The organism is Stenotrophomonas maltophilia (assembly GCF_025642255.1).
Lineage (GTDB): Bacteria > Pseudomonadota > Gammaproteobacteria > Xanthomonadales > Xanthomonadaceae > Stenotrophomonas > Stenotrophomonas maltophilia_P.
The window spans coordinates 3,282,449-3,306,970 of record NZ_CP106759.1; the positions used below are offsets into that span (position 1 = coordinate 3,282,449).

The following is a 24,522-nucleotide window of genomic DNA, read 5'->3' on the forward strand; positions in this document are numbered from 1 at the left end:
GGCTCAGGGTGCCGGCACCCGGGCCAGCAGTTCCTGCACCAGCCGTTCGCCATCCCAGCCTTCGGCGGTCGCCTCGTAGCTCGGCAGCACGCGATGGCGCAGCACGTCCGCAGCCACCGCACGCACATCATCAGGGGTGACGAAGTCACGGCCGGCCAACCATGCGCGCGCACGCGCGCAACGCTCCAGCGCGATCGAACCGCGCGGGCTTGCGCCCCACGCGATGCGACGGCCCAGCGCGGGGTCGTAGCGGGCCGGATCGCGGGAGGCCAGCACCAGCTCCACCAGGTAGCGTTCCAGGGCCGGTGCCATGTGCAGGTCCAGTACCTGGCGACGCGCCTGGAAGACATCCTGCATCGGCATTTTCTCCGGGGCCGCCGGGGCTTCACCCAGCGCGCCGCGCGCACGTTCGCGCGCCAGCCGCAGGATTTGCGCCTCGGCCGTCTGGTCCGGATAACCGATGCGCACATGCATCAGGAAGCGGTCCAGCTGCGCTTCGGGCAACGGGAACGTGCCCTCCTGCTCAATCGGGTTCTGCGTGGCCATCACCAGGAACAACGAGGGCAACGCATAGGTGTGGCGACCCACGGTGACCTGGCGCTCGCCCATCGCTTCCAGCAGCGCCGACTGCACCTTGGCCGGCGCACGATTGATTTCATCGGCCAGCAGGATCGGATGGAAGATCGGGCCCGGCACGAATTCAAAACGGCCTTCCTGCGGGCGCCAGATCTCGGTGCCGGTCAGATCGGCAGGCAACAGGTCCGGGGTGAACTGCACGCGCGCGAAATCGGCCTCCAGGCGCGCTGCCAGGGCGCGGATGGCGGTGGTCTTGGCCAACCCGGGCGCGCCCTCCACGAGCAGATGGCCATCAGCCAGCAGCGCGATCAGCAGGCGCTCGACCAGGGCGGCCTGGCCGACGATCTCGGCCGACAGCGCCTCGCGCAACGTGTTGAACGCCGCGTGCAGGTGGGACGTGGCCGGCGTGGCAGCCGGCATTGCAGATTCGGGCATCGGCGGGGGCAGGTTCATGAGGGCCTTTGACCGGCACAGGACGGCACGGGTTCCCGACATCATCGCAGGGTGCCCCGGCGATGGCATCAAGAGACGCTGAACAGCGTCCACGCCCTGCGTGGATGCATGGCCGCAACGCAGACGGGGCCGCACATGGCGGCCCCGTTTCGCACCTGCTGCAGGCGGTGGCTCAGTTCTGCTTGGCCACGCGCAGCACCTTCGGCGTCACGAACACCAGCAGCTCGGCCTTGTCCTTGTTGCGACCGCGCTTCTTGAACAGATTGCCCAGGAACGGCACATCGCCCAGGAACGGCACCTTGCTGATGCTGTTGCGATCGGTGAACTCGTACACACCGCCGATCACCACGGTCTGGCCGTCCTCGACCAGCACCGCGGTATTGACTTCGCGGCGGTTGATCGACGGCACCGTACCGTAGCCCTGCAGTTCGATCAGGCGATCGACTTCATCCTTCTTGACCTGCATGTTCAGGAACACGCGGTTGTCATTGGTGATCGTCGGGGTCACCCGCAGCTCCAGCACGACTTCCTTGAACTGCACGTTCGGCGTCGAACCCGCGCCCCCGGCGGCACCGGTACCGCTGATGGTGACGTAACCGATCTCCTTGCCCTGCTTGATCATCGCCTCGCGCTGGTTGGTGGTGACCACGCGCGGATTGGAGATCACTTCGCCACGCGATTCCTCCTGCATGGCCGACAACTCGACATCCAGCAGGTAGCCCGCGTTGAGGATCGACAGCGCCAGCGAACCCGGGTTGTTGGCCAGGGCCACCGGCAGGTTCCAGTTCAGGCCACGCTCGATGGTCGAGCCGGTCGGCACGGGTGCCGGACCGACACTGCCACCGGCCTGCCACTCACGCACGGCCTTGGCGTTCTCCAGCGCGGTATCGACCTGCGATTTGCGGGTCTTGGCGTTGGCGTCGAGGCTGCCGCTGAAGTAGACATTGTCGCGGCTGCCGCTGATGCCGAACTTCGCACCCAGTTCGCGGGCGAAGGTGTCGGTGGCGATCACGATGCGGCTTTCGATCAGCACCTGGTCCACTGGACGATCGATCACCCCGATCAGTTCGCGCATGCGTGCGATCTTCTTGGGGATGTCGCTGATCATCAGCGTGTTGGTGCGCTCGTCGGCAACGATGCGGCCGCGCGTGGACAGGAACCCGCTTTCCTCCTGCGACGAGGAACCGCCACTTCCACCACCGCCACCGCCGCCGATGCCCTTGGCCTCGGTCAGCGCTTTGAAGATCTGCGTCGCGCTGTGGTAGTTGATCTGCACGTAATCGGTCACCAGGTCTTCGCGGTTCTCGATGGCGATGCGGGCGTCTTCCTTCTCCTGCTCGAACTTGGCCAGCTCGGCCTGCGGCGCGACCCAGATCACGCTGCCATCGCGACGCTTGTCCAGGCCCTTCGCGCGCAGCACGATGTCCAGCGCCTGGTCCCACGGAACGTTGACCAGGCGCAGGGTCACGTTGCCCTGTACCGAATCGGACGCCACGACATTGAGGTTGGATTCTTCGGCGATCAACTGCAGCACCGTGCGCACCGGCACGTCCTGGAAGTTGAAGGTGACCGGCTTGCCCGAGTAGCCACGCTGGCCGACGGCCTTCGCCGCCTGGGTGACCGTACCGGCGTTGACCGCACCGACGGCGGCGGGCGCCTGTCGCGGACTGATCTCGACCACGTATTCGTTGCCGCTCTGGTAGGCCAGCGACTCCACCGTACCCGCCGTGCTCAGCACCAGCTGGGTCCCGGCGCCCGATGGCTTGGCATCGATGCGCTGCACGGGCGTGGCAAAGTCGACCACGTTCATCGGCTTCTGCAGGTTGGCCGGCAGGCGCGCGTTGCCCACGTCGACCACGACGTTGCTGCCCTGCGTGCGCAGGTCGGGAATCGCGCCCTGGCCGTCGAACTGCAGGATCAGGCGGCCGACGCCATCATCGCCGCGCTTGAAATCGATCTTGGACACCGACAGGCCAGTTGTCGCCGGGGCCGAAGGGGCCACCGCGGTGCTGGCCGGTTTCTCCGCCGGTGCGGCGGCCAGCGCCGGAGCGCAGGCCAGCATCAGCGCGACTCCCAGCGCGCTGACACGGTTCAAGGTAGAGCGCCGGATGGGACGCAGCCCCTTGGCTTGGTGAAAGGTCATCGTGCTATCCCCAGTAAACGATCATTGATCTTCCAGCGCGAGCGTCGCTGGCCGTTCCAGCCAACCACCCGCGCCATCCGGCACCAGTTCGATCAGTTCAACGCGGTCCTCGAAGACCGCGGTGACCCGCCCGTCGCTCTGCCCCAGGTAGCCGCCCGGGCGGACCCGGTAGGTGACCTTGTCCGGCCCCATCACCAGCGCGACGGTGCTGCCGCCGGTGCCGATGGTGCCGACCATGTCCAGTGCGTCCAGCGGGAAGCCCTCCAGGGGCTCCTTGCGCCGGTTCGGGTCCGGTCGCAATCCGCCGTTCCCCTGCTGCGGATTGGTCCAGGCATCGGTGAACGGATCGCGCATGCCCTGCGCGGAGTATTCGAAGGTCTCGAACTGCTGCATCACCGGCAGCGGCTCCAGCGGCTGCGCCGGTCGCGCACGCTCGCCCTCCACCCACTTCTCCAGGTTCGGCGCATCGCCCGGCGTGCTGGTCACGCCGCGGCCACAGCCGGCCAGCAGCAGGACCGCCAGCACCATCGACCCGCGTACGATCTGTGCGCGCATCACTTCCCGCCCTCCTTGCCGGCGTCAGCGCTCTGCTGCGCCTGCACTTCGGCTTCGTCCAGATACCGGTAGGTCTTGACCGTGCCGGACAGCTCCAGCGCACCTGCGCGGACGTTGCCGCTGGTCTTGTCCTTGGGCTTGAGGTTGATGTCGTGCATGGTCAGGATGACCACCCGCGGCAACGAAGCCACGCCGCTGACGAACGCACCGAACTGGTGGTAGCTGCCCACCATCCGCAGCTTGATCGGCTTCTCGGCGTAGAACTCCTTGATCTGCTCGGACTCGGGTTCGAACAGCTCGTTGGACAGGCCGCTGGACAACGCGGTCTGCGAGATGTCGATGATCAGGTCCGGCATTTCGGTCTTGCTCGGCAGCTGCCGCAGCATCTGCTGCAGCACCTGCTCCATCTGTGCCAGCTGCTGCTTCAGCGGCGCCAGGTTCACCGCACGTTCCTGCTGCTTGGTGAACTCGGTGCGCAGCTCGGTCTCCTGCCGCTCCAGGCCCTCCAGTTCCTCGCGCTTGCCACTGATCAGCAGCATCCACGCCACGAACATGATGACCAGCGCCAGCAGCGCGCAGAAGACGATCTTGGCCTTCTGCGGCCAGTTGCCGATGTCGTTGAAATCCAGGTTCTTGAGATCGATCTTCTGGCTCATGCGCGATCCCCCTGCAACGGGGCGTGGAAGGCCTGCGGCGGCTGTGCCAGGCGGCTGCCCTCCGGCTTGGCCGGCGCAGCGGCCGGCGGGGCCGTTGCCGGGGGCGGCGTGGTGGCGGGTGCGGGTGCGGTGGCCGGTGCGGCGGGCGCGGCGGCTTCGGGCGCGGCCGACAGCGGTGCGACCGGTTCGGCGGCTGCGGCCGGTGCCACGGTGCCATCGGCATTCAGGCCCGGCGGCGCGGTGGCCTCCTCGCTCTGCGCCGGCAGCTTCACCTTGACCACGAACACATACGGCAGCGCCTTGATGTCCGATACCGGGCCCGGGCGACCGTCCTTGTCCTTGTCCGGCTCACGCGCCTCGATGATCGACAGCTCCGGACTGGCCATCCAGCCGGACGTCTCCAGGTTGCGCATGTACGCCGAAACGCGGGCGTTGGACTGGGTGCGGCCTTCCAGGGTAAGGGTGTCCCCTTCCTGCTTCAGGGCGGTCAGCACGACGCCATCGGGAATGGTGCGCACCAGCGCGTCGAACAGGTGGACCATCTGCGAGCGCTTGGCCTGCAGTTCCTCGATCACCTTCTTGCGCGCCAGCAGCCGCTCCTTCTGCGCGTCGAGGCGGTCGATCTCCTTGTTCTGCTCCTTGACCTTGTCGATCTCGGCCTGCAGGTAGGCATTGCGGTCCATCTGGCCGCTGACCTGGCGGTCGTAGTAGAACCAGATCATCAGCGACAGCAGCAGGCCACCCACGGCGGCCATGCCCAGCATTGCGTAGAACTCGCGCTGGCGTTGCTTGCGCCGTTCGGCGCGCCAGGGCAACAGGTTGATGCGTGCCATCAGTCGAAGCTCCTCAGCGCCAGACCGGTCGCGATCATCAGCGCGGGAGCATCCTGGGCCAGCGCATGCGCGTTCACCTTCGGTCCCAGCGTCATCTGCGCCAGCGGATTGGCGACCACGGTCGGCACACCCAGCTGCTCCTCGACCATTTCCGGCAGGCCCCCAAGAACCGCGCAGCCTCCGGCCAGCACGATATGATCGACACGATTGAATTCGCTGCCGGCGTAGAAGAACTGCAACAGGCGGCTGATCTGCTGGACCGTGGCTTCCTTGAACGGCTCCAGCACTTCCATCTCGTAGCTTTCCGGCAGCCCGCCCTGGCGCTTGGCCAGGCCGGCTTCCTCGTAGCTCAGGCCGTAGCGGCGCATGATCTCGTCGGTCAGCTGCTTGCCGCCGAACACCTGTTCGCGGCTGTACAGGCTGCGCCCGCCGCGCAGGACGTTCAGGGTGGTCATCGTGGCGCCGATGTCGACCAGCGCGACCACGCCGTCGGTGGACACCGGCAGCTCACTGGCAACCAGGGCGAAGGCGTTCTCGACCGCGAAGGCCTCCACGTCCATCACCTTGGCCTGCAGGCCGCCGAGTTCCAGCGCCGACTGGCGCAGTTCCACATTCTCGGACCGCGACGCGGCCAGCAGCACCTGGACCATCTCCGGGTTGTTCGGGATCACCCCGATCACCTCGAAGTCCAGGTTCACTTCCTCGATCGGATAGGGAATGTAGTTGACCGCTTCCAGCTCGATCTGCGCTTCCATGTCGTTCTCGTCGAGCTCGGCCGGCATCGGGATCACCTTGGTGATCACGGCCGAGCCGGCCACGGCGGCGGCGGCCTGCTTCGCCTTGCTGCCGGAACGGTTCAACGCCCGGCGGATGGCCTCACCCACGGCCTCCACCTCGACGATGTTCTTCTCCACGACCGCATTCGGCGGCAGTGGTTCCACGGCGTAATGTTCCACACGGAAACGATTGCCACTGCGGGAAAGCTGCAACAGCTTTACCGCAGTCGAACTGATGTCGACGCCAATAAGCGGCGACTGACTTTTTGGGATGAGCCCCACGGTTTCTCCCCTGCCGACGGGCACTTGGACGCAAGAACTGCGACCGCGCATTAATAACGTATTCTTAGCAAATGGCAACCGCCCTGCTGTGAATTCCCTCACAGGTTCACGATGCAGCCCCTGGCGTTTCCCCTTGCGCTCCCCGGTGCCGACCCCAGCCGCCACCTTGCGTAATCTATACTCTGCGACCACGAAATTCGCAATCGGAATCTGAACCCGATGACTCGACTCCGCCGCTGGCTGCGCTGGATCTTCCTGATTGTCCTGGTCCTGGCGCTGATCGGTGCGGCCGCTGTGGGCGGTCTCTACTACGCTGTGTCCTCCAAGCTCCCCGACGTGCAGACCCTGCGCGACGTGGAGATGCAGGAGCCGATGTACGTCTATGCCGCCGACGGCAAGCTGATGGCGGTGTTCGGCGAGACCCGGCGCACCCCGGTCACCATGAAGGAGGTGCCGGAGAAGCTCAAGCAGGCTTTCCTGGCCACCGAGGACGCCCGCTTCTATGAACATGGCGGCGTGGACTACAAGGGCATCGCCCGCGCGGTGTGGCTGCTGGCCACCACCAACGACAAGCGCGTGCCCGGCGGGTCCACCATCACCCAGCAGGTGGCCCGCCAGTTCTTCCTCAGTTCCGAGTACAGCTACACCCGCAAGCTGGCCGAGATCCTGCTGGCCCGCAAGATCGAGTCCGAGCTGAGCAAGGACGAGATCTTCGAGCTGTACCTGAACAAGAGCTTCTTCGGCAACCGCGCCTACGGTGTGGCCGCGGCGGCGGAGTTCTACTACGGCAAGAAGCTGGCCGAGCTGGACCTGGATGAGATGGCCTCGCTGGCCGGCATCCCGAAGTTCCCCTCCTCTGGCAACCCGATCTCCAACCCGGAACGCGCCCGCCAGCGCCGCGACAACTATGTGCTGCAGCGCATGGCCGATCTGAAGTTCGTCAGCCAGGCCGAGGCCGATGCGGCCAAGGCCGTGCCGATGCATGCCACCGCGCATGAGCCGCCGGTGCAGGTCGAGGCGCCCTACGTGGCCGAACTGGTGCGCCAGGAGATGATTGCGCGCTTCGGCGGCGATGTGGTCAACAAGGGATACCACGTCACCACCACCATCGATTCGACCCTGCAGACCGCGGCCAACCTGTCGGTGCGTGACGGCCTGCTGCTGTATGACCACCGCCACGGCTGGCACGGCGTGGAGAAGCAGGTGCAGCTGGGGGCCGGCGACGATGCCGCAGCTCTGGCCGAACATCTGCGCGGCATCCCGGCGCAGGCAGGCCTGCTGCCGGCGATCGTTGCCAGCGCCGGTGCCGATGGCAGCGCCACGGTGGTGCTGGCCAACCGCAGCGAGATCGTGCTGCCGGCCGGTGCCGCCCGGTGGACCAACAAGACCCCTGGCAAGCTGGTGCAGCGCGGCGACATCGTGCGTGTGCGCGCCGGCGACAAGCAGGGCGAGTGGCTGCTGGACCAGATCCCGCGCGGTCAGTCCGCGCTGGTCTCGCTGGATGCCCACAGCGGTGCGCTGAAGGCGCTGGTCGGCGGTTTCAGCTTCTCCGGCAACAAGTTCAACCGCGCCACCCAGGCCCGTCGCCAGCCCGGTTCGAGCTTCAAGCCGTTCGTCTATGCCGCAGCGTTCGACAAGGGTTACAACCCGGCTTCGATCGTGCTTGATGCCCCGGTCGTGTTCCGCGACCGCCGCGGCAAGACCTGGGCACCGCAGAACGATGGCGGTGGCTTCCGCGGCCCGATGCGCCTGCGCGAAGCCCTGGTGCAGTCGCGCAACCTGGTCTCGGTACGCCTGCTCGACGGCATGGGCGTGGACTACGCCCGCAAGTACATCAGCGAGTTCGGCTTCGCCGAATCGGAGCTGCCGCCGAACCTGTCGATGTCGCTCGGCACCGCCTCGCTGACCCCGCTGTCGGTGGCCCGTGGCTATGCCGTGTTCGCCAACGGCGGCTCGCGCGTGGACACCTGGCTGATCGACCAGGTGAACGACCGCGACGGCAACCTGGTGTTCAAGGAGAACCCGGCACTGGCCTGCCGCGACTGTGCCGGCAGCAGCGACCAGCCGGTCAGCCAGGTCGTGGACGGCTTCAACTTCGGTGCCCCGGCCCCCACGCCGGACCCGGCCGCCGCCAAGGCGCAGGCCACCACCGAAACCGCTGCCGCACCGGTCAACCCGGATGCGCGCACCGCGCCGCGCGCGATCGATGCACGCACCGCCTACCAGCTGGTGTCGATGATGCGCGATGTGGTCCAGCGCGGTACCGGCACCCAGGCCAAGGTGCTCGGCCGCGAGGACGTGGGCGGGAAGACCGGCTCCACCAACGACCACCGCGACGCCTGGTTCTCCGGCTTCGGCGGCCCGTACGTAACCACCGTGTGGGTGGGCCGGGATGACTTCCGTTCGCTGGGTTACCGCGAATACGGTGGCAAGGCCGCGCTGCCGATCTGGATCGAGTACATGCGCACTGCGCTGAAGGACACGCCGATCGCGCAGAACGACCCGCCCAGCGGCATGGTGCAGACCACGCTCAACGGCGCGACCGAGTGGGTCAAGGTGGAGGACATGGATCGCCTGACGGACTATGACCTGAACCTCAATACCCCGCAGGCCGACGCGGCTGCGTTCGATATCTTCTGACGCGCACCGCGGGCGTCACCGTCGAGCCGGCGCATGCCCGGCTCGATGGCCCGGCCAGCCGAGCGAGGGCCCGGCCCCGCATCCCTTCTCCATTGCCCACGCAGATGTCACACCGTTGCGCTAGTCTGTAGCCAGGTCGCAACAGGAGTTCCCGCATGCATCGCGCCCGCCAGCATGCCACCACCCAGACCCGTGAGCGTCGTCACCGCCTCGCCCACGAAGCCGCCCGCCTGATGGCCGAAGGCGGTATCCGCGACTTCCACCAGGCCAAACTGAAGGCGGCCAGCCGGCTCGGCATCCATGACGATGCCTCGTTGCCCCGCAATGTCGAGATCGAGGATGCGCTGCGCGAGTACCAGCGCCTGTTCGCTGGCCCCCAGCACGGCAACGAGCTGCAGCGCCGTCGCGAAGCTGCGTTGCGCGCACTGGAGTTCCTGCATGCCTTCGCCCCGCGCCTGGTCGGCCCGGTGCTGGACGGCACCGCCGATGCCAACAGCCCCGTGCAGGTGCATCTGCACAGCGACGACCCCGAAGCCGTGCATCGCTTCCTGGACGAACAGGGCATTCCGGCCGAGTCGCGCGTGCGCCGGCTGCGCCTGGACCGCGAGCGCAGCCTGGACGTGCCGGTCTGGGTGTTCAGTGCGGAGGACCTGACGTTCGATCTGGCCGTACTGCCGTATGACGCCCTGCGCCAGGCACCGCTGTCACCGGTCGACGAGAAGCCGATGCGACGCGCCTCGCAGGGCCAGCTGCGCGAACTGCTCAGCCAGGAGCAGATCGAAAGCTATCTCGGCAGCATCTGAGCCCCACAACGCAGACGCCCCACGCGGCGGACCGCGCGGGGCGTCGTCATGCATCAGGGCGACCGGACCGCGTCGCCCTGCCGGTTACCAGCCCACGCCGAAGCCCACGCCCACGGTGCGCTCACCGCTGTTGGTGAAGGCACCATTGAGGCTGAAGGTGGCCGAGCCGCGCTCGTTGAGCACGCGCTGGTAACCCACCGCCAGCGCCGACTCGCCTTCGGCATGGCCTACACCCGCGCCGAGGCGGTTGTAGGTCTGCAGGCCGGCGGTGTTCATCGCCATCGCCGCCTGCGCACTGCCCATTGCCGCCATGCGGTTCAGGCGCTTGTCCATCCGGTCCAGCCGGCGGTCCACGCTGGCCATCGCCTGGTCGGTGTAGGCCTGCGCCTGGTTCACCGCCTGATCCACGGCACGCGAGTCCACCTGCGGCAACGGATCGTCGGCTTCCGGCTTCGGCTTCGGCGTGTCGGTGGAGGCCACCGACGGCGCGTCCTTGACCGGCGGGGCCGGGGTCTGGCCGTCCGCCGGCGACTCGCCAGCGACGTCGTCCACCGCTGCCTGGCGGCTGGCCGTCGCCGACCCGTCGATCTGCGACTGCAGTCCGTCGATGCGGCCGTTGAGCTGCTGCTGCACGGCGTGCAGCTGACCGCCATTGACCGCATCGCGGCTGCCCGGCGCGATCATGCCGTTGGCCACGTTGCCCAGCACCCTGCCGTGCTCCCCGGCCAGCCGCAGCTGGCCGGTACCGTCACTGCGGATGCCGCCATCGTCGAACAGGCGCTCGAAACGCGCATCGATGCTGGCCAGATCCCGGCGCGTGTCGACCACCGCACCGTCGAGCGACTTCAGCGCATCGCCGACCGTCGCCTGCCGCTGGCCCTGCACGTGGAACTCCGGCGCGACGATGTTGCCGTCGGCATCCATGCGCATGTCGCCGCCGAAGGCAGCAAAGGCGCTGCGGAGCTGGGAGACGGTGGTGAGGTCGCTGGCATCGCGGCCGTTGGCAGCGTTGGTTACGCGGCGCTTGAGAGTCGCATGCCCCAATGAAACTTCATTGGCTCCTCGCGCTTCAGACCATGAACCAAGTGCAACACTCTGAGTGGCGCCAGAGTGAACTACAGCGGAAGAACCAAGTGCGACACCATTGAGCACTTGCACTTGCGAGCGCGCACCCAGCGCAAAGCCATTCTCCGCACCCTCATGAACCAATGCCGCACGACCCAGAGAAACTGAATTTTTGCCCCGAGCTTGAGCAAAACTGCCGATTGCAGTGGCCCCCTCAGCCATAGCCAATGTATCACTTCCCATTGCCGTGGCCAGCAGCCCTGCTTGTGCAGGCTTGCTCAGCTCGTCATAGCCCACGACCGCATAAAGGTGCTTCTCCTCCAGGCCTGCGATCCGCTGGTTGCTGGCATGAAGCTGCCCGCCCGTGACCACCTCCCGGCTGCCCGCATGGCTGATATCGCCTTCGCCAACGTTGATGAGGCGCGCGCCACCGAAATCGACGGCGGAACGGTCGGCGCCGAAGCGCACGGCACTGGCATCCGCCATCGCCCGCGCCTGATCCAGCGTATCGAGGCGCGCGTCCATCGCATCCAGTCCGCCACGATTGCTGTCCACGCCTGCATCCAGCGCGGCCAGCGCATCGCCTACCGTGCCGTGTACAGCGCCCTGCACGCCGTAGGAAGGAGCAATCACGCTGCCATCTGCGGCAAAGCCCGCGCCGCCGCCGAGTGCGTACACGACGCCGGAGAGCTGGTCGACGGTGGTGAGGTCATAAGCGTGGATACCGTTCATCGCATTGGTGACCTTTCGTCGGGCACCAGCTCCGCCCAAGGAAACCTCATTTTCCTCTGTAGCTATCGATCCGTAGCCCAAAGCAACGCTGTTACGTGCCTCTGCCAGAACCTTGGCTGCACCACCCAACGCAATACCGTTATTGCTCTGCACCTGGGAGCGAGCGCCCAAAGCGAATCCGTCCTCAGCCCCGTCAAGCACATACGCGGCACGCCCCAACGCGACGGAATTCTTACCTCGCGCGTGAGCAAAACTGCCGATCGCCGTGGCACCCTCGGCCATAGCCTTGGTATCACTGCCCAATGCCGTCGCCAGAATCGCAGCTTGCGCCGGCATGCTCAGATCGTCATATCCGACAACCACATACTTCTGCGCCTCCTCCAGCACCGACACCCGCTCATTCGTCACGAACAGCTGCCCGCCCGTGACCGCCTCGCGGCTGCCTGCACCGATCTCGCCATCAGCCAGGGCGACCAGACGCGCATCCTTCAGGTCCACCGTGCCATCCTCGCCGAACTGCACGACGCTGCCCAGGTCAGGCATGTAGTTGTCGAAGTCCACGCGCAACGCGTCCAGGTCTTCCCGCGCGGAAGCGATCTGTGCGCCCTGCTCGGTCACCTTCGTATTGGTGGCGAACAGCTGCGCGCCATTGACCGCCTCGCGGCTGTCGGCACTGAGTTGTCCGTCGCCCACGGCGAGCAGGCGGCCCCCCTCGAGGTCGACATTGCCGCCTGCGTCGAAACGCACCACATCGAACAGGTCCGGATCGAAGCCCTCGAAGTCCTCGCGCAGGCGGTCGATGTCCGTACGGTTGCGGGCGATCTGCGCGTTGCTGTCGAACAGCTGGCGGCCACTGACCGCATCGTCGCTGGTGGCCGACAGCTGCCCGGCAGCAACGCCGTGCACGCGACGCGCCTGGTAGCCCTGGTTGCGCACATCCAGCACGCCGCCGCTGTTGGCCGCACCCAGGCGAACGTCGCCGCTGGACGAGGTCTGGCCGAGCAGGCCACCGAGCACGTTGGCCTTGCCCTGTGCATCGTTGGCGGTGGACTGGGCGGCGTTGGCCACGGTGTGCGCCGTATTGGCCAGGGTGGTGGCCGTGGTCACGTTCTGGTTGGTGGTGTTGAGCTGGCGACCACTCACCGCGTCGGTACTGGCTGCACTCAGCACACCATCGGCAACACCACTGATGCGACGGTTGGCATTGCCCTGGTTGCGGACGTCGAGGAGGGTGCCGCTGTTCTGCGCGCCCAGCCGCAGATCGCCGCCGGCTGCCGCCTGGCCGACCAGGCCACTGAGCGTGGCGGCGGTGGCGGTGACCTGCGTGACGTTCTGGTTGGTGGCATGCAGCTGCCGGCCACTGACCGCATCGGCACTGGTGCTGCTGAGTGCCGCGTCGGCCACGCCGGTGACGCGACGGTTGGCGCTGGACTGGTTGCGCATGTCCACCGCGCCACCGGTATTGCTGGCACCGACGCGAACGTCGCTGTTGCCGGCACTCTGGCTGAGCAGGCCCCCCAGCGCGTGGGCCTTGGTCTGCGCATCGTTGGCGATGCTGTGCGCGGTGTTGGCCAGCGCATTCACCGTGGCGAGGTTCTGGTTGGTGGCATGCAGCTGCCTGCCGGTCACCGCCTCGGCGCTGGTGGTGCTCAGCGTTCCGTCAGCCACATTGACGATGTTCCGCTTCACCGTGGCACTGCCCACCGAGACCTGGTTGGCGCCGGTCGCCACCGAGCCCGCGCCCAGCGCGACGCTGTTGCCCGCCTGCGCATTGACCTTGGCGTTGGTGCCCAGTGCGATGGCGCCGCTGGAGGTGGCATCCACGGCGGCACGATTGCCCAGCGCCACCGAGGAGTCAGCCGCGGCGCCCGCCAGGGTGCCCGCGCTCACCGCGTTGGCGCCGCCCGCGCTGGCCTGGTAACCGAAGGCATTGCTGTGGGAGCCCTCCGCTTTCGCCGAATGGCCCACCGCCACGGCATTGCTGCCGGCCGACGCGCCTTGGCCGACGGCGGTGGTGGTGCTGGCCAGGGCCGTCAGCGCGCGTGTGGCATCGGCCTGGGCCGCAGTAGCTGCCTGGGTGACTGCGGTGACATTCTGGTTGGTGGCATGCAGCTGCTTGCCGGTGACCGCCTCAGTGCTGGTGCTGCTCAGCGTGCCATCGGCCACATTGACGATACGGCGCTTGAGATCGTCATTACCCACGGAGATTTCATTGTCGCTGCCGGACTTCGAGTGCTGCCCCAGTGCCACCGAGCCGGCATGGCTGGCTTCGGCCTGCGCCCCAAGCGCCACGGAGCCGCCGCGCCCGCCGGTGTACGCACCGTGCCCGATGGCGACTCCTTCCGCATAGCCTCCGGACCGCGCACCGGTACCCAACACGACGGCATGCTGCGCATTTGCGTTGGACAGTCCGGCCCCGTCGCCGATGACAATGGCTCCGGCTGCAGGTGCATTGGCCTTGCGTCCCAGTGCAATGGCGGTCTGGCCGCCCGCGCTGGCTTCTTCGCCGACACTGATGGACGTGGAGGTCAGCCGCGTTGCCAGAGCATCGGCCTGCTGCTTGGCTGCAGCAGCCACCTGGGCGGCGCTGGCAACATTCTGGTTGGTGGCATGCAGCTGCTTGCCTGTCACGGCTTCGGCACTGCTGGTGCTCAGCGTGCCATCGGCCACATTGACGATGCGGCGCTTGAGCGTGGCATTACCGACTGAGACCTGGTTGCTGCCGGAGGTGGTGGAGGAACTGCCCAGCGCCACCGAACCGGTGTGGTTGGCCAGCGCGCGGTCGCCAAGGGCGGCACTGCTCTCGGCCGTCGCTTCGGACAGATTGCCGACGGATGTAGCGAAGCGGGCGCTTGCCACACTGCCGCGGCCCAGCGCCGTGGCCTGGTTGGCGGTGGCCGCCGCCTGATAGCCCAGTGCGGTGGCATGGATCACGTCGGCCTTGGCGTCGTTGCCGATGGCCACGGCACGGTCGCCGGTGGCCGAGGCACGCAGGCCCGATGCCACGCCGCCATTGCCGCTGCGCGAGCCGGTGCCGAGCGCCACGCCGCCGTTGGACGCGGCAACGCGCTCACCGGCCGCATTGACGCCGCTGCGGGCATTGTTGCCCAGTGCAAGACCGTCATTGTTGTAGGCCAATGCCGCATTGCCGATGGCCACGCCGTTGTCGCCCCCCTCGGTCCGCGCGCGGTTACCCAATGCCACTGCACTGCTGCCGTCCGCAGATGCCAGGGTGCCCATCGCCACGGCGTTGCTGCCGGCGCTGGACGCCTGGAAACCCAGGGCGTTGCTGTAGCCACCGGACGCATCGGCGGCATTGCCGATGGCGGTGCTGTTGGTGCCCGTTGCAGTGGCACCGGTCCCAATCGCGATGCGGCTGCCATCCAGCCTGGCCAAGGCCTGCCCGGCTTTCGTCGCAGCCTGGTCTGCGGCCGTCTTCGCCGCGTTCGCCGTGCCCGTCGCGCTGGCGATGCTCTGGTTGGTGGCGTGCAGCTGCTTGCCGGTCACTGCTTCGCTGCTGGTGGTGCTGAGGGTGCCATCGGCCACATTGACGATGCGGCGCTTCAGGGTGTCATTGCCCACCGAGACCTGGTTGCTGGCACTGGTGACCGAGCCGGCGCCCAGGGCCACTGCATTGCTCTGCCCGGCATTGGCGTTGGCACCCAGCGCCACGGCCTTGCCGTGGCCGTCGGTCACGGCGTTCTGGCCGATGGCGATGCCCGCATCGTAGCCGCCGGAGCGCGCACCGCTGCCGATCACGATGGCGTGGTGTGCGTTGCCGTTGGCAAGTCTGCTGCCGTCACCGATGACGACGGATCCCTGCGCCTGTGCCTGCGCATTGTTGCCCAGCGCTACCGATCTGGATCCCGACGCCTGTGCCCTCGGCCCCATCGCCGTGGCATCGCTACCCTCGGCCCGGGCATTGCGCCCGACCGCGACCGCACTGTTACCGGACGCGCCAACGTAGCTGTTGAGGCCGATCGCGACGGCCCCGACTCCCAGCGCCGTGGCGCTTTTGCCGATCGCAGTGCCCCCTTCGCCGCTTCCCGTGCCCGCATTGATGCCGATGGCCACGCCACCGGCAAGTCCCTGGGCATTGTTGCCGATACCGATGCCGTCGAACGCCGTGACCGAACCCACGCCGATGGCCACGCCCTTGGTGCTGTTGACCGTGGAACCCCCACCGATCAGCACGTTCTGGTAGCTGGTAGTGCCGACACTGCGCGACGTGGCAGGCGAGCCGATGAACGCGCTCATCAACGCGTCCCACTCTGCCGGTGCTGCGTCAGCCTCCGCCGCAATGGCGTCGGGCACGCTCAACGGATCCGATGCAACCTCGGTCGCGAACGCGGGAGCGGCCAGCATCACGCACAGGGCGGCGGCAAGCGGGCGTGCCGCCGAAGCCGGCTTGCCGCGCGAACGGGTGTGCTCGCTGGCAACCGCCCAGCAACGCAGTCGGGTATTCCAGATCAAACGGTAGATGCGATTCATCGATGTCTCGGTGGTTGGGAAATGGGAACCTGGGGGCGAAAGGCCAGTCATGGGCGGTCAGGGCTGCAGCGTCTGCCGGTGCTCGCGGAAGCCGGCATGGCTGAGCCGGTAGTCGATCTCCACGCGCCCGCCAGCGCGGGGCACGAACGGCAGCGTCATCGCCGCGCCGGGGTAAAGGCTGCGTTTGATTTCGTGCGTGGTGCAGCGGCCGTCTGCGGCGCAGTCCTGCACCTGGTTGACGCCGAGCCGCAGCGTGCCGCGGTTCAACAGGCGATCACCGTCCAGGGCCATCTCGACGCGCCCCTCGGCGGGCAGCACATTGACCAGCACGCCCCAGACCAGGCTGACGCCGAGGGTGGCGCTGGCGCCCTGCACCGGTACCTCCGGCGTGCTGTCATCGGGACCGCGTACGCCTTCGAAGTAGACGCGGAACGCGGTTTCCTGCTCGACCGGCTGCAGCGGAATGATCCGTATCAGGCGCGTGCCGCCCCCTGCCAGACCGAAGCGTCCTGGCGTGACCGCCATGACGGCGGCGGTGCCGACGGCCTCATCGACTTCTTCCTCGTGGTCACTGGCCGGGTGCAGGATGCGTTTCACCGTGGCCTGCACGTACTGCGGCTGCGGTGATTGCGAATGCACGCGCACGGTCGTGGTCTTGCCGGCTTCGGCATGCACGCGCATCGGATGGACGTTGAGATTGGCCAGCACCGGTGCCGCTGGCAGAAGGGCCAGCAGCAGCGCGCCGGCCAGGGGAATCTTGCTCATGGGATCGGGTTCCAGGGGAAGGTCAGAGGCGGTCGGTCGGCAGGCGCATTTCGAGCTTGAGGCGGCCGTCGTAGTAGCCCTCGCGTTTCTCGGACGCCGGCACACGGGGGGTTTCCAGGGTCAGCGGCGTGGGCACGCAGTACACCCACTGGTTCATGTCGGGCAGCATCACCAGCCGCAGCTCGGCGGTATCGATGCCGCGCAGCAGCACTTCCTCGTTGTTGTGCAGGGCGATCTTCTGGCCGCTGTGGTCCAGGGTGAGCTGGTAGTCCAGGCGGTCCTGCGCCTCGCGCCCACCGTCGCGGTGCCAGACCGAGTACTGCGATGGCGGACGCCCGGGCGCGGCGGGGCCCATGTCACGCGCGGTGATGGCCAGATACTCGCTCTGCGAGCCCATGCCGTCGTACAGGCACATGTCCAGCACGGCGGTGCCCCCGATCGTGCCGGGTGAGGGAATCGGCCGGTAGTCCAGCTGCAGGCCCACCAGCGGCTCGGCCATGCCGAACTCGGGCAGGTAGATCATGGTGCGGTCGCGATCGGTGATGGTCAGATCGAACCGGAACACATGGGTGGCGATGATCGGGCCGTCAGGATCGATGCGCAGGTTGAGGCGGAGTTCTGCAGTCCAGCGGCCGGCGACGAGATCTGCGACGTCCTGATCCTCTATTACCAATCTTGCTGCTGTGCCTCCAGGAGGAACCTGGCAATCATTACTGGCGGATGTCCAAAGCGGAAATTTGGCTTGATCCCAATAATCGATACTGCAATCTCGTTCCCACTCCACACGCTCCAACCAGGCGACAGTCCGAAGGTCAATTCTTTGTCCACTTCTTTGCTCTCGAAAGCTGAGAGTGAAGTCCTTGCTAGCGAGCGGCCCCTCCTGAGTGTCATGCATTGGACACCTTCCTTGTCCAACGTCTCGATCACACGTCAAATGGATCTTCCCGTACCCCAGCTCCACCTCCCCATACCCGAGCACGGTCCTGGGCGCCCACAGCTCCAGCGCTTCGGGCGCGGAGCGGTCGAAGGTGCGGACGATGTCGGTGGTGATCACGCCGGTGGCCGGCGTCGTTGCCGGTGGGCGCTGTGCCAGCGCCTGTGCACTGGCAAGCAGGCAGGCCGCGGCCAGCACCAGCCTCCATGCGGTTCTCATCGCGCACCTCCACTCATCACGTTGCGTTCGTTGCGCCCCGCCACCGGGGCCAGTTCGTTGAGCAGCCGCTGTACCCGCGCCTGGTGGCGGATCGGTGCCGGCAACTGCTCCAGCGCCAGCGGTTCGCACTGCACCTGGCCGACCAGCAGCACCACGCTGCGGCGCTCACGCACGGTGAGCGGGCACTGCAGCAGGTCGCCTGCACGCAGCAGGTAGAGCACCGGCTCGCGCTGCGGGAACTCGGCGATGAAGCCGCCGTCGCGGCCCAGCGAGGGCACCGGCGCATTGAGGATGCGGGCGCCTTCCAGCGGGGTACCGGCGATGTCGCGTGCGTTGCCGATGAAGGTGTAGGTCACGTCCAGCGTGACCGGCAGCGCGATCACCTTTCCCGGTAGCAGGAAGGCGTGCTGCGCCGCGCCCAGGCGGGCGACACGCACTGCGGCGTCGCTGTCGTGCGCACTGGCGTCCTGCACGTCCACGCGGTGACGCTGGTAGCCGCCCAGCGGCAGCAGCCGGCGCTCGCCGAAGCCGAGGATGCGGCGCCGGTTGCTGCCGGCGCGGATGTCGGCAGCCGCGCCACTCAGCTCCAGATCGCGCGCATCGTCCACGCTGACCACTACCCCGGCATCGGCGCCATGGGCGCCGCCCCAGTGCAGCCCGCGTGCGGACAGCGACAGCCCCGACGTGTGGTTGCCGCTGTAGGCCAGTTCACCCCCACCGTGGTGCTGGTAGTACGACACCGATGCACCGCTCTGCCCGAAGCGGTTGTCGATACGGGCGCTGGCCAGCGCGCTGTAGCGGTCGTCGTTGTACGCGCTCAGCTCGGCGCCCAGATCGCGCGCGTCGCCGTCGCGCTCCTGCCGCAGCGAATGCGACAGGCCCAGGCGGGCATCCGGGCGGCTGTGCTGAGGCTGGCGCATGTCCAGCGCCACGCGCTGCTGCACGCTGCCGTCGTCGATCCGCTGCAGCCGCGAGACTGCAATGTTCAGGTAGAGGCCGCGATCACGGGCAGGCCCGCGCCCGCTGCCGGTGTCGGTGTCCTGCTGCCACACCCCCAGCCGGCTGCCGATGCTCAGTCCACGCCACTGCCGGGTACGGCTGTAACTGGCCTGCAGGCTGCGCGAGGTCTGCGCAGGACGCAGCGCCGGCACATGAGGCGGCAGCAGGCCCGGCGGCAGGCCCGTCCAGGCATCGTCGTCTTCGCCGGGCAGGCTCCACTCCGGGGTGAAGCTGCGCCGGCGCGTGTATCCCAGGTACAGGCTGCCGCCGAACAGGGGCGCCGATACCGAGGCACTGAGCGCATCGACACAACCGAAGCGGTCGTGCTGCACCGGTGTGCTGCTCTGGCACGCACCGCCGCGCAGGCGTTGCCGATAGACGTTCCAGGACGCGTAGTGGCGATAGCTCAGCTGCTGCTGCAGGCCGTGGCTGCCGTCGCCTCCGCTCAGCACGCCGACCATCGCCTGCAGGTCATGCCGCCCGAACTGCTGGCGTCCCTCCAGGCGCAGTTCGCCGTAACCGGTATCGCCGACGCGGGCGATCCCCGCTATCATGCCGTAGTTCCGCGCGAGGGGGATGCGCAACCCCGCCTGTACCGCCGTGTCGGACGCATCGCCGATGTCACTTGCACGTGTCGCATGCGCACGACGCCGCCCGCCCTGCACGAACCACTGCAGGCTGCGCTCGGACCAGTCGCCGCCCCGGCTGAAGGGTGCCTCCTCGCTGCGCACGAAGCGGCCATCCTCATAGATGCGCAGGGTGACGGTGTAGCTGCCGAGCGGAAACCGGCGCGTATCGAGATCGTTGACACCGGCCTGCAGGTAGAAGGTCTGCAGCAGGCGATCACCGTCGAAGGCATCCACGCGTGCATCACGGCCGAGCAGCACGGTCAACGGGGTGGAGGTGACGTTCGCGTCGGTATCGACGTAGGCCTGCGTGGTACCCACGCGCAGCCCCTCGAAGCGATCCAGCGGCAGCATGCCGAACCCGAAGGTGCCGCCCTGCTGGCTGGACAGATTGCGCCGGTCCATGCGGCCCAGCTGCACGTAGTGGCGCTGGGCAAGATCGTGGCGATAGTAGAGATCGTCCATCTGGAAGCGGTCATGCGCGCGATAACCCTGCCGCGCCTGGCGGCTGTAGTTCCAGCTGCTGGCGACATGGCCATCGCGCAGCACGCCAAGCACCGTGCTGCCCTGCACGCTCAACGCCTGATAGCCATCGCCCCCGCTGAAATTCACGGTCTGCTGCTGCAGCAGCGCGTTCTGTGCCTGCTCGGACACCTGGTGGAACGGCGAGCGCTGCGCGCTCTGCTGTGGCAGCCACCGGCGTGCCGGAAACAACATCAATACGCCGTCGCTTTCATCGAAGATGGCGTGCACCTGCGCGGGATCGTCCGGACTGTCGATCCAGCCGCAGCCGGGATCCGGTTGGCCGTAGGGACAGGCCAGATGACTGTTGCGCGGCAGCGGTGCAGCCAGTGCCGCCTGCAGCGCGTCGCGCGCATCGGCGCTGAGACCCAGGGCTTCCAGTACCTGCGCGGGCTGGTCCAGCTGCACCGTATCCAGCGTGACCCAGGCGGACCACAGGCCGGCCGACTGCCCGAACAGGCGTACCTCGACACGCTCGGTCTGGCCGCTGGCGAGGTCTTCGAAACCGGCCGGTACCGGCCGTGCGTGGACAGCCGGCAGGGTCGGAGTGGCCAACGTCAGGGCGAGCGCGACCGCCAGCCGGCTGTGGGCAGGTGCAGGTATCAACATGGGGAGACAACCGATGGCCGGCCGGCCCGCGCACGGGCCGGCGCGGTGGGGATTACGGCGCGGCGGTGTTCTGCGACACGACCAGCGCAACGGTGCCGCTGTACAGGCCCGCGAAGTTGATCTCGCCGGACACGGTCTGCTGCACGCGCAGCGGCATGGCGATCGACGCACCCGGAATCGCGCTGTCGAACAGATCGTCTGCAGCGAAGTCGATCGGGGTGGTCTCCAGGGCGCGGCCGTTGAGGCTGACCGTCAGCGGCACGTTGATGGCACCCGGTGCGGCGAGGTCGGGACGCAGCACGGCGTCGGCCGCCAGGCGCACGCTGACGTCCTTCTCGGTGTCGTTGGTGAAGATGCGCACATCTTCGCTCCACGACGACAGGCCGGCACCGCCGGCGCGGTAGACCAGCTGCACCGCGTCCGGCAGCGCGGTGCCGTCGGCCTTGAGCAGGGACAGGGTCGGATCGACGTTCGCCCACACGGTGATGTTGGTTTCCACGGCGGCCTGCGCGGTCAGCGAAGCGCCGGCGAGCGCCACGGCCAGGGCGGCCTTCTTGAACATGTGCGACATGGTTTCTCTCTCTGATGGATTGGGTTGCCTCCTGGATGGAAGCACTGCCGGCACGGACCTGCCCTGCCAGCAGCGCGGTCAAGGTATTGATCGGCTCCTGCGGTGTACATGCAACGTTTCTTGATTGCCGATTACGCGTACTTCTGCGACATCACACACGCATCGCGCGTGCCGTGACCAGCAGAATGCGACGCTTTCGGCATTGCTCCGACCAGGGCACGACCACGGCATGGGCAAAAAAAAACGCCCCCTTGCGGGGGCGTTCTTCCACGTTGCGGTTGCGGGGCGATCAGCCCTGGTAGTCGCGCACGTCGCTGCCGGTGTAGACCTGGCGCGGACGGCCGATCTTCATTTCCGGATCGACCTGCTGTTCCAGCCAATGCGACACCCAGCCGGAGGTACGGCCCAGGGCGAACATGACGGTGAACATCTCGGTCGGAATCTGCAGCGCCTTGTAGATGATGCCGCTGTAGAAATCGACGTTCGGGTACAGCTTGCGGGCGACGAAGTAGTCGTCCTGCAGCGCGGCCTGCTCCAGCTTCACGGCCACGTCCAGCAGCGGGTCCTGCACGCCCAGCTGCTTGAGCACCTTGCTGGTCATCTCGCCGATGACCTTGGCGCGTGGATCGAAGTTCTTGTAGACGCGGTGGCCGAAGCCCATCAGGCGGAAGCCGGAGGTCTTGTCCTTGGCCTTGAGCACGGCCGATTCCACGTTGTCGGCCGAACCGATTTCTTCCAGCATCTTCAGCACGGCTTCGTTGGCACCGCCATGGGCCGGACCCCACAGCGCGGTGACGCCCGCGGCAACCGACGCATACGGATTGGCACCGGTCGAGCCGACCAGGCGCACCGTCGAGGTGGACGCGTTCTGCTCGTGGTCGGCGTGCAGGATGAACAGCAGGTCCAGCGCCTTGACCACGTCCGGATTCAGTTCGTACTGGCCGTCGGCCGACTCGAAGGTCTGCTTCAGGAAGCGGCTGACGTAATCCAGCGAGGTGTCCGGCGTGTTGGCCGGCAGGCCCTTGCCGTGACGGTAGATCAGCGCCGAGAGGGTCGGCACCTTGGCGATCAGGCGCACGGCGGCCTGGCGGCGCTGTTCGGCGTCGGACAGGTCCAGCGCGTCGTGGTAGACGGCCGACAGCTGCGCGATCGCAGCAGCCAGGATGGCCATCGGATGGGCATCCTTGGCGAAGCTGCCGATCAGGGTGTTGATCGAATCGGGGACGTTGGCCTCGGCAGCCAGCTCATCGGTGAAGGCCTTCAGCTGCTCGGCGCTCGGACGCTCGCCGTTGATCAGCAGGTAGGCCACTTCGACGTAGCTCGACTTTTCCGACAGCTGTTCGATCGGGTAGCCGCGGTACAGCAGCACGCCCTTGTCGCCGTCGATGTAGGTGATGGCGGACTTGCAGCTGGCCGTCGCGGTGAAGCCGGAATCGTAGGTGAAGAACCCCGTTTCCTTGGTCAGCTTCGCGATGTCGACGCAGTCGTTGCCAAGGGTGGGTGTGATGACGGGCAGAACGACCGACGTGTCGCCGGCGTTGAGCGTGACCTGATCAAGATCGGACACTGTGTGCGCTCCTTCATGGGAAGGCGCCTGCCCAAGCGCATTGGTCAGGCACGTGAATGACGTCCACGACCTGTGTCGTGGATCACGCCATTATCGCACAGCAGCATTTGCCCGGTGCTAGACGGAAGTCGTAGACGGCAGGCGGCCGGAACCCGGCCAGCGAGTGGCCCGGATCGGCAAAAGCGTTGTCACGCGAACGCAGTGTTCTGTCCATCCAAACGCCTGTTGGGCAGGCGCCGGGGAAAAACAAACGGCCGCGCAGAGCGCGGCCGTCGGTTCGGAGCGGGATCGACAGATCAGCGCGCGTAGCGCTTCTGGAACTTGTCGATGCGGCCCGAGGTGTCGATGACCTTGTGCTTGCCCGTGTAGAACGGATGCGAAGCCGAGGAAATTTCAACCTTGACCAGCGGGTATTCGTTGCCGTCTTCCCACTGGATGGTTTCCTTCGTCGCCATGGTGGAGCGGGTCAGGATCTTGAAATCGGAGGTGACGTCATGGAAGACGACGTCGCGGTAGTTCGGATGGATATCGGCCTTCATGGGCTCACACCGTAAATGGGCTGGTGGTCAAGAGCGGCATTATAAGCACCGGCCGCCCCTTGGGGCAACCGGTGGCGTGGATCCGCGCTCAGTCCGCGCCAAGTGCCTGCCGCACAAGGCTTTCGAAGCGGGCCTGGTCGTAGGCCATCAGCAGGTCGCAGTTGTCCGGCTGGCCGGTCTGGCGGTTCCAGTCGACGAGGGTCGCGCCGCGACTGAACGTGCCGTTCAGTTCCACGTTCAGCGGCCGCGATTCCACCCGCAGCTGCCCTTCCGGGTTCAGCGCCCAGGCCATGGCCAGGGCATCGGCGGTGTACCAGCGTCCGCCCTTGCTGTCTTCGGACAGGCCACGGGTCTTGCGCGAGATCAGCTCATAGAAGCGGGCGCGCTCCGAATCGGCCTGCAGCCACGTCTCGGCCTCCTTCAGCGGCAGGCCGTGGGCGACGGTGGCTTCCCAGTCCGACACCAGCAGGTGCTTGAATGCGGTGAACACCACGTGCGCCGCTTCCGGATCGAAGGCGATGTTGAACTCCGCCGCCGGCGTGATGTTGCCGTGGCAGGTGACCGCGCCGCCCATCACCACGATGCGCTTGATGCGCTGAGGCAGGGTCGGGTCCAGCTTCAGCGCCAGCGCCAGGTTGGTCAGCGGGCCGAGCATCACCAGCATCAGTTCGCCGGCATGCTTGTGCGACAGGCGCAGGATCGCCAGCGCGGCATGCTCGGCTTCGGCCTGTCGGCCCGGCGGCGGCAGATCGACATCGCCGTAGCCATCACGGCCGTGCACATGCGCGGCATCGACGGAGGGATGCAGCAGCGGATCGGGGCTGCCGGCAAACACCGGCACGTCGGGACGGCCGACGATGTCGCAGAGCTTGAGGGCGTTACGGACGGTGTACTGCAGGCCGACATTGCCGGCGGCGATGGTCAGGGCGACCACGTCATGCCGTTCATCGGCAAAGGCCATCAGCAGGGCCAGGGCGTCGTCCACACCGGGATCGGTGTCGATCAACAGGGGGATCTTGTGGGTCATCGTTGCCGTCTTCAGATCGGCAACGAAGTGTGGACCGGGATGATGACCGTTGCAAGTATGGGGATTCTGGCAGGGCTGTGCCCTGCACCTGCCGGATCAACGGCAGACGCCAGAGCAACGGCAAAAGCTGGTTTTCTGG

General features: G+C 67.1%; 16 protein-coding genes. 2 read left to right on the plus strand and 14 right to left on the minus strand.

Annotated features, from left to right (window positions below; genetic code table 11):
- Nucleotides 1-3: 3 nt before the first annotated feature.
- The 6 genes from N8888_RS15045 to N8888_RS15070 form a co-directional block, all read right to left on the minus strand.
- Entirely contained in the window at nt 4-1,029 is a 1,026-nt protein-coding gene (locus N8888_RS15045) for an AAA family ATPase (protein ID WP_263175513.1), read from the minus strand.
- Between the two features lie 172 nt (nt 1,030-1,201).
- Nucleotides 1,202-3,172, minus strand: a complete 1,971-nt coding sequence (locus N8888_RS15050) for a type IV pilus secretin PilQ (protein WP_053518459.1) — start codon at nt 3,170-3,172, stop codon at nt 1,202-1,204.
- Between the two features lie 21 nt (nt 3,173-3,193).
- Nucleotides 3,194-3,727 carry a pilus assembly protein PilP gene (locus tag N8888_RS15055; RefSeq protein ID WP_053518457.1) on the minus strand — a complete coding sequence of 178 codons (534 nt, stop codon included), beginning with the start codon at nt 3,725-3,727 and terminating at the stop codon, nt 3,194-3,196.
- Nucleotides 3,727-4,383 (minus strand): type IV pilus inner membrane component PilO, encoded by a 657-nt coding sequence (locus N8888_RS15060; protein WP_053518455.1) that lies wholly within the window; start codon nt 4,381-4,383, stop codon nt 3,727-3,729. The genes N8888_RS15055 and N8888_RS15060 overlap by 1 nt, the downstream gene beginning before the upstream one ends.
- Nucleotides 4,380-5,216, minus strand: a complete 837-nt coding sequence (locus N8888_RS15065) for a PilN domain-containing protein (RefSeq protein WP_180875903.1) — start codon at nt 5,214-5,216, stop codon at nt 4,380-4,382. The genes N8888_RS15060 and N8888_RS15065 overlap by 4 nt, the downstream gene beginning before the upstream one ends.
- The gene (locus N8888_RS15070) at nt 5,216-6,274 is read right to left on the minus strand and encodes a pilus assembly protein PilM (RefSeq protein ID WP_053518451.1); all 1,059 of its coding nucleotides are present in this window, start codon (nt 6,272-6,274) and stop codon (nt 5,216-5,218) included. Before N8888_RS15070 ends, N8888_RS15065 begins: the two co-directional genes overlap by 1 nt.
- A gap of 219 nt (nt 6,275-6,493) precedes the next feature.
- On the opposite strand from N8888_RS15070, the gene N8888_RS15075 reads away from it, so the two are divergent.
- Both N8888_RS15075 and N8888_RS15080 read left to right on the plus strand, forming a co-directional pair.
- Nucleotides 6,494-8,914, plus strand: a complete 2,421-nt coding sequence (locus N8888_RS15075; RefSeq protein ID WP_193396526.1) for a penicillin-binding protein 1A — start codon at nt 6,494-6,496, stop codon at nt 8,912-8,914.
- A 155-nt stretch (nt 8,915-9,069) separates the two neighbouring features.
- Nucleotides 9,070-9,717: a hypothetical protein gene (locus N8888_RS15080; protein WP_263175517.1), complete on the plus strand. Its 648-nt coding sequence runs from the start codon at nt 9,070-9,072 to the stop codon at nt 9,715-9,717.
- Nucleotides 9,718-9,801: 84 nt separating this feature from the next.
- On the opposite strand, the gene N8888_RS15085 is transcribed toward N8888_RS15080, so the two are convergent.
- From N8888_RS15085 to N8888_RS15120, 8 genes are all read right to left on the minus strand, one after another.
- On the minus strand, nt 9,802-16,005 hold the full coding sequence (locus N8888_RS15085; protein ID WP_263175519.1) for an ESPR-type extended signal peptide-containing protein: 6,204 nt from the start codon (nt 16,003-16,005) through the stop codon (nt 9,802-9,804).
- Nucleotides 16,006-16,062: 57 nt separating this feature from the next.
- Nucleotides 16,063-16,770 carry a pilus assembly protein gene (locus N8888_RS15090; protein ID WP_180875899.1) on the minus strand — a complete coding sequence of 236 codons (708 nt, stop codon included), beginning with the start codon at nt 16,768-16,770 and terminating at the stop codon, nt 16,063-16,065.
- A 22-nt stretch (nt 16,771-16,792) separates the two neighbouring features.
- Nucleotides 16,793-17,923, minus strand: a complete 1,131-nt coding sequence (locus tag N8888_RS18770; RefSeq protein ID WP_317629466.1) for a CblD like pilus biogenesis initiator family protein — start codon at nt 17,921-17,923, stop codon at nt 16,793-16,795.
- A complete protein-coding gene (locus N8888_RS15100; RefSeq protein WP_263175522.1) occupies nt 17,920-20,679 on the minus strand; it encodes a TcfC E-set like domain-containing protein in 2,760 nt (919 codons plus the stop codon). The genes N8888_RS18770 and N8888_RS15100 overlap by 4 nt, the downstream gene beginning before the upstream one ends.
- Before the next feature lie 52 nt (nt 20,680-20,731).
- Nucleotides 20,732-21,250 (minus strand): CS1 type fimbrial major subunit, encoded by a 519-nt coding sequence (locus N8888_RS15105; RefSeq protein WP_065181680.1) that lies wholly within the window; start codon nt 21,248-21,250, stop codon nt 20,732-20,734.
- A 289-nt stretch (nt 21,251-21,539) separates the two neighbouring features.
- Nucleotides 21,540-22,817, minus strand: coding sequence for a citrate synthase (locus tag N8888_RS15110; protein ID WP_263175524.1), 1,278 nt, complete (start codon nt 22,815-22,817; stop codon nt 21,540-21,542).
- Between the two features lie 296 nt (nt 22,818-23,113).
- Entirely contained in the window at nt 23,114-23,356 is a 243-nt protein-coding gene (locus N8888_RS15115) for a type B 50S ribosomal protein L31 (protein WP_005410871.1), read from the minus strand.
- Between the two features lie 88 nt (nt 23,357-23,444).
- Nucleotides 23,445-24,383 carry a nucleoside hydrolase gene (locus N8888_RS15120; protein WP_263175555.1) on the minus strand — a complete coding sequence of 313 codons (939 nt, stop codon included), beginning with the start codon at nt 24,381-24,383 and terminating at the stop codon, nt 23,445-23,447.
- Between the last annotated feature and the right edge of the window lie 139 nt (nt 24,384-24,522).

Excerpts from the sequence above, each read along its gene's own strand:
- N8888_RS15105 (WP_065181680.1), bottom strand. The coding sequence starts at position 21,250 with ATGTCGCACATGTTCAAGAAGGCCGCCCTGGCCGTGGCGCTCGCCGGC.
- N8888_RS15085 (WP_263175519.1), bottom strand. The coding sequence starts at position 16,005 with ATGAATCGCATCTACCGTTTGATCTGGAATACCCGACTGCGTTGCTGG.
- N8888_RS15055 (WP_053518457.1), bottom strand. The coding sequence starts at position 3,727 with ATGCGCGCACAGATCGTACGCGGGTCGATGGTGCTGGCGGTCCTGCTG.
- N8888_RS15090 (WP_180875899.1), bottom strand. The coding sequence starts at position 16,770 with ATGAGCAAGATTCCCCTGGCCGGCGCGCTGCTGCTGGCCCTTCTGCCA.
- N8888_RS15115 (WP_005410871.1), bottom strand. The coding sequence starts at position 23,356 with ATGAAGGCCGATATCCATCCGAACTACCGCGACGTCGTCTTCCATGAC.
- N8888_RS18770 (WP_317629466.1), bottom strand. The coding sequence starts at position 17,923 with ATGAGAACCGCATGGAGGCTGGTGCTGGCCGCGGCCTGCCTGCTTGCC.
- N8888_RS15080 (WP_263175517.1), top strand. The coding sequence starts at position 9,070 with ATGCATCGCGCCCGCCAGCATGCCACCACCCAGACCCGTGAGCGTCGT.
- N8888_RS15045 (WP_263175513.1), bottom strand. The coding sequence starts at position 1,029 with ATGAACCTGCCCCCGCCGATGCCCGAATCTGCAATGCCGGCTGCCACG.
- N8888_RS15065 (WP_180875903.1), bottom strand. The coding sequence starts at position 5,216 with ATGGCACGCATCAACCTGTTGCCCTGGCGCGCCGAACGGCGCAAGCAA.
- N8888_RS15050 (WP_053518459.1), bottom strand. The coding sequence starts at position 3,172 with ATGACCTTTCACCAAGCCAAGGGGCTGCGTCCCATCCGGCGCTCTACC.
- N8888_RS15060 (WP_053518455.1), bottom strand. The coding sequence starts at position 4,383 with ATGAGCCAGAAGATCGATCTCAAGAACCTGGATTTCAACGACATCGGC.
- N8888_RS15075 (WP_193396526.1), top strand. The coding sequence starts at position 6,494 with ATGACTCGACTCCGCCGCTGGCTGCGCTGGATCTTCCTGATTGTCCTG.
- N8888_RS15100 (WP_263175522.1), bottom strand. The coding sequence starts at position 20,679 with ATGTTGATACCTGCACCTGCCCACAGCCGGCTGGCGGTCGCGCTCGCC.
- N8888_RS15120 (WP_263175555.1), bottom strand. The coding sequence starts at position 24,383 with ATGACCCACAAGATCCCCCTGTTGATCGACACCGATCCCGGTGTGGAC.